Source organism: Phenylobacterium sp., assembly GCF_031412415.1.
Classification (GTDB): Bacteria; Pseudomonadota; Alphaproteobacteria; order Caulobacterales; family Caulobacteraceae; genus Phenylobacterium.
This window is the reverse complement of sequence record NZ_JANOCX010000125.1, coordinates 1-5,875: the sequence shown is the minus strand read 5'-3', so window position 1 is coordinate 5,875 and position 5,875 is coordinate 1. Positions and strand designations below refer to the sequence as shown.

6 protein-coding genes and 1 pseudogene are annotated in these 5,875 nt (G+C 68.1%); all 7 read left to right on the top strand.

Annotation, left to right across the window (positions count from 1 at the left end; all coding sequences use genetic code 11):
- Window positions 1–224: 224 nt before the first annotated feature.
- Window positions 225–944, top strand: a complete 720-nt coding sequence (locus RMO04_RS06220) for a hypothetical protein (protein ID WP_309643920.1) — start codon at window positions 225–227, stop codon at window positions 942–944.
- 142 nt (window positions 945–1,086) lie between these two features.
- Window positions 1,087–2,664 carry a DUF4331 domain-containing protein gene (locus RMO04_RS06215; protein ID WP_309643919.1) on the top strand — a complete coding sequence of 526 codons (1,578 nt, stop codon included), beginning with the start codon at window positions 1,087–1,089 and terminating at the stop codon, window positions 2,662–2,664.
- Window positions 2,661–2,912 carry a hypothetical protein gene (locus RMO04_RS06210; RefSeq protein ID WP_309643918.1) on the top strand — a complete coding sequence of 84 codons (252 nt, stop codon included), beginning with the start codon at window positions 2,661–2,663 and terminating at the stop codon, window positions 2,910–2,912. The genes RMO04_RS06215 and RMO04_RS06210 overlap by 4 nt, the downstream gene beginning before the upstream one ends.
- A gap of 104 nt (window positions 2,913–3,016) precedes the next feature.
- Entirely contained in the window at window positions 3,017–3,649 is a 633-nt protein-coding gene (locus RMO04_RS06205) for a lytic transglycosylase domain-containing protein (protein WP_309643917.1), read from the top strand.
- Between the two features lie 9 nt (window positions 3,650–3,658).
- The gene (locus tag RMO04_RS06200) at window positions 3,659–3,973 is read left to right on the top strand and encodes a TrbC/VirB2 family protein (RefSeq protein WP_309643916.1); all 315 of its coding nucleotides are present in this window, start codon (window positions 3,659–3,661) and stop codon (window positions 3,971–3,973) included.
- 3 nt (window positions 3,974–3,976) lie between these two features.
- Complete coding sequence (locus RMO04_RS06195) at window positions 3,977–4,264, top strand: VirB3 family type IV secretion system protein (protein WP_309643915.1); 288 nt, start codon at window positions 3,977–3,979, stop codon at window positions 4,262–4,264.
- Window positions 4,237–5,875: pseudogene (locus RMO04_RS06190) on the top strand (VirB4 family type IV secretion/conjugal transfer ATPase); the annotation flags it as partial. The gene RMO04_RS06195 and the pseudogene RMO04_RS06190, both read left to right, overlap by 28 nt.

Here is a 5,875-nt window from a genome sequence, read left to right as displayed (position 1 = left end):
GAGCGCGGCGTTCGCCATGGCAGCGTGAACCTGATTTCGGTCGAACCCAACGATGAACATGCCGGCGATCCCGGCCACGGCCACGCTGGCCATATTCACCTTTCGCCTCGGCCCTGATCGGAGATCGGCGACAAAGTTTGTCGGCCGCCCGCGTCCGATCGGCCGCGTCAGGCGTAGTTGGGTTGGGCCTCTCTCACCGGTCTTCAACGCGTCATCCCCAGTCCATGCGGTCGAAGCCACGCCTCCTGGTCCTGCCCCTAAGCCTCGCCGCCCATCTGGCGCTGCTCGGGGTCTTCGCGCTCGCGCCGCCGCCGCCGCCGACCGCCGCCGCGGCGGGCGCCCTCTACATCTCGCTGCAGGATGGCCTGGCGGTGGCGCCGCCCCGGGCTGTCGCCCCCCTCAGTCTCACCCCGGTCGAGGTGCTCGACGTCCTGCCCGACCTTAAGATCGCGCCGGCGGCCCCGAGCGCGTTGGCGCCGATCCTGATCGCGCTGGACCTGCCCGATACGCCGCCCCAGCCCGACACCGAGTCGGAGCGCCCAAGCGTCGAACAACCGCTCGCCGCCTCTGCGACCCGGGCCGCCGCCGTCGGCGAGTCCTGCCAATTGACCCAATGGATCCAGGGCGCCCTGCGAGAGGACGCGACAGTCCGCGCGGCGTTGTCGGCCATCCCGCGGGAAGCGCGCTCTCTGGCCAATGCGATCATGCTTTGGGACGGCCGGTGGGTGGAGAGCGCGTCCATGAGCGCTCGCCAGTCGGCGCCGATCCGCGAGGCCATCATCCTGGGCGTCCGGACCGCCCCGGCGGCCTGCCGCGACGAGACCTTGCGCGGCCCCCTGTTGATCGCCGTACCCGATCGCTTCGGAACCACGCTCCTGGCGGTGGGATCTGGGGTCTGGAAATGGTCGGACCTGTTGCCGGAGGCCGGGGCGCCAGGGGCCTGAGGCCTGGCGCGAAGATTAATTGTGCGGGCCTGCGTCCTCTCGCCGCGGACCTGCGTAATCGGAGTCATGAGGTGGGTTGGGATCGCACCTTTCGATCGCGATCCGGAACTCGCCCGTCCATTTCAGGATCAGAGGGCTCGGCATGACTAGGCGCTATGGATACGGGGTGGCGAGCGCCATCGCCGCCTTGACCACCTTGGCGGTCGCGACACCAGGGCTGGCGTCGAGCCACCGCGAGGCGCCGGCCATCACCGAGATGCCCAAGGTCGACGGCACCGACTTCTACATGTTCCGCAGCTATGAGCCCGGTCGGGACGCGTTCGTCACGCTGATCGCGAACTTCCAGCCGCTGCAGGGGCCTGGCTACGGACCCAATTATTTCACCATGGATCCCGACGCCATCTACGAGATCCACATCGACAACGACGGTGACGCCGTCGAGAACCTGACCTACCAGTTCAAGTTCACCAACACCCTCAAGGGCGGCACGGGCATCACGCTGAACGTCGGCGGCAAGACCCTGCCGATCCCGCTCCGCGCGGTGGGCCCGATCGGCGCCGGGGGCGATCCCAATCTCGGCGAGGTTGAAGAGTACTCTCTAACCCTGGTGACCGGGGATCGCCGCACCGGAACCCGCGCGGCCGTGGCCAACGCCTCGGGCGGGGCGACCATGTTCCGCAAGCCGTTCGACTACGCCGGGACCAAGACCCTGCCCAACTACGACGCCTACGCCAACCAGTTCATCTATTCGGTGACCCTTCCGGGCTGCGCCACGCCCGGCAAGGTCTTCGTCGGCCAGCGCGCCGAGGCTTTCGCGGTCAATCTGGGGCCGTCTTTCGACCTGGTGAACTATGTCCCCATCGACGGCACGACCTTCCCGGGCGGGATCACCCAGAGCCGCGCCAACGACGACCTGGTGGGAAAGAAGAACATCACCTCGCTGGCGCTTGAGGTTCCCATCGCCTGTCTCCGGGGGGCCGGCAACGGTGTCATCGGCGGTTGGATGACCGCCAGCCTGCCGCAGGCCCGCATCCTCGATCCGACGCCGAGCTACAGTTCGCCCGCCCTTCACGGCGGGGCCTATGTCCAGGTGTCGCGTCTCTCGGCGCCCCTGGTCAACGAGTTGGTCATTGGGCTTCCGCAGAAGGATCTGTTCAACGCCGCCGAGCCGCCCGGCGACGCAGCTCTGGCCGACTACGTGACCAACCCCACCTTCCCGGCGATCCTCGACGCGCTCTTCCGCGCGCCGGTGAACGCCACCCTGGGCACCAACATCCCCAACCTGGCGCCGACGAATTTCCCGCGTAACGACCTGGTGGCGACCTTTCTCACCGGGATCGCGACCCTGAACCAGCAAAGCACGGTCAAGCCGTCGGAAATGATGCGCCTGAACATGGGCATCAACCCCACCCCGCGGGCGAGCCAGAACGCGCTCGGCGTGGCGGGCGACGACCTTGCGGGCTATCCGAACGGTCGGCGGCCCGGCGATGACACCGTCGACATCACCCTTCGCGTCGCGATGGGCCGGCTCTGCCACCCCGTGCCGATCAACGGGACCCCGACCCAGCTTGGCCTTTGCACGCCGGCCAATGCTCCGGTGGGAACCGTGGCCTTCACCGATGGGGCGCCCTTCGACGCCCGCGAAGTGGGCAACGCCTTCCCCTATCTCAACACCCCCCTGCGCGGCGCGCCCGGCCATGATGCGAGGTTGAGCCAATGATCGGTCCCATCGGCAAGGTCACGACCGCGATCGTGCTGACGCTCGGCCTCTCGGCCTGCGGCGGCGGCGGCGGCGGCGGCGACGGGGGGGTGGTCACGCCACCCCCGCCGACGGCGCGGCTGGAGGACGGCTTCGGCGCAGGGTTCGCGACGTCCTATCGCAATGCGCCCAACACCGATCCCCGCGAGCCGGCTCCCGCCGACATCGTCGCGGTCTCGGCGACAACAGATCCGACGCCCGTTCCCTAGGATCGGATTCTCGAAAACGGCGCCGAGCGCGGATCGTCTCCGCGCTCGGCGTCTTTCCACGTTCGGGCGACGTACCTGTTCAGAGCGCAGATTTCGGAGGACGCATGGGCGAGGGGGTTATCCAGCAAGGCAAGGCCGGAGCGCCGCTCGGAATCCTGGCGCTAGGCGTTGTCCTTTGGGCGTCCCCTGCTTGGTCCGATGTTCTCGAGATCGCGCCGGACGGGGCCGTCGTGGTCTATGCCGCGCCGACCCTCTTCAACGGCGAGGGAGCACGATCGCTCACGCCCGAAGTGGTCAGCCGCCCCGCCCGATCCGCTGCGATCCCGGCCCGCGTCACGCAGTCCATCTTTGAAGCCGCCGCGCGGCACGCGGTGAGTCCTCATCTCGTCGAAGCCGTCGCCTGGCGGGAGTCGCGGTTTCGGCAAGCCGCGGTGTCCGCCGCCGGCGCGGTGGGTGTCATGCAGCTCATGGACGGCACGGCGCGCGATCTGGGGGTCGACCGCTACGATCTGGATCAAAACATCAATGGTGGCGCGGCCTATCTCAGCCGGATGCTGAACCGATACGGCGGCGACATCCGCTTGGCGCTCGCGGCCTATAACGCCGGGCCGGGCGCCGTGGATCGACATCGTGGCGTGCCGCCGTTCCGGGAGACCCAGGCCTATGTGGCCGCCGTGCTCTCGCATCTTTCCGATCGGGCCCTGATCGCCGACCCCGTCATCGTCGCTGGCCGCTAGGAGCACCCCATGCGAATTCCACGCCGCTTTTCCGCCGTTCTCGCCACGCTCGGCGCGGGCATCTCGAGCGGCGTCGCCCACGCGCAGGTGGTGGATCCCGCCGGCTCCAATGTCGTGGTGGGCGCGCTCAGTTGGGTGCAGGGGACCCTGCTGGGTACGGTCGCAACCGTGGCCGCGGTGATCGCGGTCGCGGCGATCGGGTTCATGATGCTGACCGGCCGTCTGAACTGGCGCTACGGCGCGACCGTGATCCTGGGCTGTTTCGTGTTGTTCGGCGCGGGCGCGATTGTCGCCGGCATCCGTCAGACCGCCGTGGGGTTCTAGCAAATGTCCGCCCAACTGGACCGCGACGTGGTCTTCGGGGCCATGACCCGCCCGCAGATGTTCGCCGGCGTCACCTACAGCTATTTCGTGTTGAACGCGGTGGTCACCGCCGAGCTGTTTCTGATCACCAAGTCCTTTTGGGCTCTGTTGGCGGCGGTGCTGCTCCATGCGGCGGGCTATATGGCCTGCCTGAAGGAGCCGCGAATCTTCGACCTCTGGCTGACCCGCGTGAGCCGCAGTCCGCGGGTGAGGAACTGGTCGGTGTGGCGCTGCAACTCCTATCGCCCATGAACCTCGGAACCGCCCAGGCGCCCGGCGCGCGTCGCGTCGAACCGGCCAGGGAAGCCCGGGCCGGCGCGCGCCTGCCGTATGGACGGCATGTGGACGACCAGACGCTCGAGACCCGCGACGGCATGCTGTTGCAGGTGCTTCACCTGCGGGGCCTGCCGTTCGAGACCGCCGATACCGACGAGATCAACTATCGCAAGGCGCTGCGCGACGGGGCGATGCGCGCCATCGCCAATTCGCGGTTCGCACTCTACCACCATATCGTTCGAAGTGAGGTCGCGCCGCGCTTGGAGGGCGAGTTCAACGACGATTTCAGCCGGACCCTGGACGCGGCTTGGAAGCGGCGATTGGCCGCCAAGCGACTTTACGCCAATGAGCTCTTCATCACTCTGGTGCGTCGTCCGCTCCAAGGGCGCGTCGGCCTCCTGGACGGTTTCACGCGCGCCCTGACGGGCGCGGCCGGTGGCGCGGCCCATGCGGCCGCGGCCCAGGCGATCGACTTGCGCGATCTCAACGCCGCCCGAGACGCGCTGCTGGCGACTCTTGCGCCCTACGGCGCGCGGGTGCTTGGCGTCTACGACACCGCCAACGGCCCCTGTTCCGAACCCTTGGAATTCCTGTCGAACCTCTACAACGGCGAGATGCGTCCGGTGCTGCTGCCGCGCGCCGACCTCGGCGAATATCTGCCTTATCGACGCGTGAGCTTCGGGGCCGAAACGCTGGAGCTCTCGCGCGCCGGGCCGCTCGAGCGCAGCTTCGCCGCCATGGTCTCGATCAAGGACTATCCCCCTCAGACCTCGCCCGGCATGCTCGACGATCTCCTGCGGCTCCCGTACGAGCTGACCGTCAGCCAGAGTTTCGGCTATGTCGACCGGCAGGCCAGCCTTGACCGCATGAACCTCGCCCTGCGCCGGATGCGCGCGGCCGATGATGAGGCGGTGTCGCTGCGGCTGGGCCTCGCCGCGGCGAAGGACGACGTGGCTGCAGGGCGTGCCGCGTTCGGGGAACACCACCTCACGGTCATGGTGCGCGCCTCCAGCATCGCGGCGCTCGACGAGGCCGTCGCGGACGTCCAGGCGACCTTTACCGAGATGGGTGTCATCGCGGTGCGCGAGGACGTCAATCTGGAGCCCGCCTTCTGGGCGCAGTTCCCAGGCAACTTCAAGGATATCGCCCGGCGCGCCCTGATCTCGACCGCCAACTTCGCGGGCTTCGCGTCGGGGCATAACTTCCCCGTGGGTCAAGCCCAGGCCAACCACTGGGGTCCGGCGCTGACCGTGCTGGAAACGACCTCGGCAGGTCCCTACCATTTCAATTTCCACAAGGGCGACCTCGGCAACTTCACCATCATCGGGCCCTCGGGTTCGGGCAAGACCGTGGTCCTCGGATTCCTGTTGGCGCAGGCGCGGAAGTACGACCCCAGGATCGTCTTCTTCGACAAGGATCGCGGGGCCGAGATTTTCCTGCGCGCCATCGGCGGCCGCTATGATGCCATTCGACCTGGTCAGTCGACGGGGTTCAATCCCCTCCAACTCGCCGACAATCCCGGCAATCGCGCCTTTCTCGCCGACTGGACAGCACGCCTGGTCGCGCAGCCCGGCGAAGCGCTCAGCC

Coding starts and splice junctions, on each gene's coding strand:
- RMO04_RS06220 (WP_309643920.1), top strand. CDS start 225: ATGCGGTCGAAGCCACGCCTCCTGGTCCTGCCCCTAAGCCTCGCCGCC.
- RMO04_RS06195 (WP_309643915.1), top strand. CDS start 3,977: ATGTCCGCCCAACTGGACCGCGACGTGGTCTTCGGGGCCATGACCCGC.
- RMO04_RS06215 (WP_309643919.1), top strand. CDS start 1,087: ATGACTAGGCGCTATGGATACGGGGTGGCGAGCGCCATCGCCGCCTTG.
- RMO04_RS06205 (WP_309643917.1), top strand. CDS start 3,017: ATGGGCGAGGGGGTTATCCAGCAAGGCAAGGCCGGAGCGCCGCTCGGA.
- RMO04_RS06210 (WP_309643918.1), top strand. CDS start 2,661: ATGATCGGTCCCATCGGCAAGGTCACGACCGCGATCGTGCTGACGCTC.
- RMO04_RS06200 (WP_309643916.1), top strand. CDS start 3,659: ATGCGAATTCCACGCCGCTTTTCCGCCGTTCTCGCCACGCTCGGCGCG.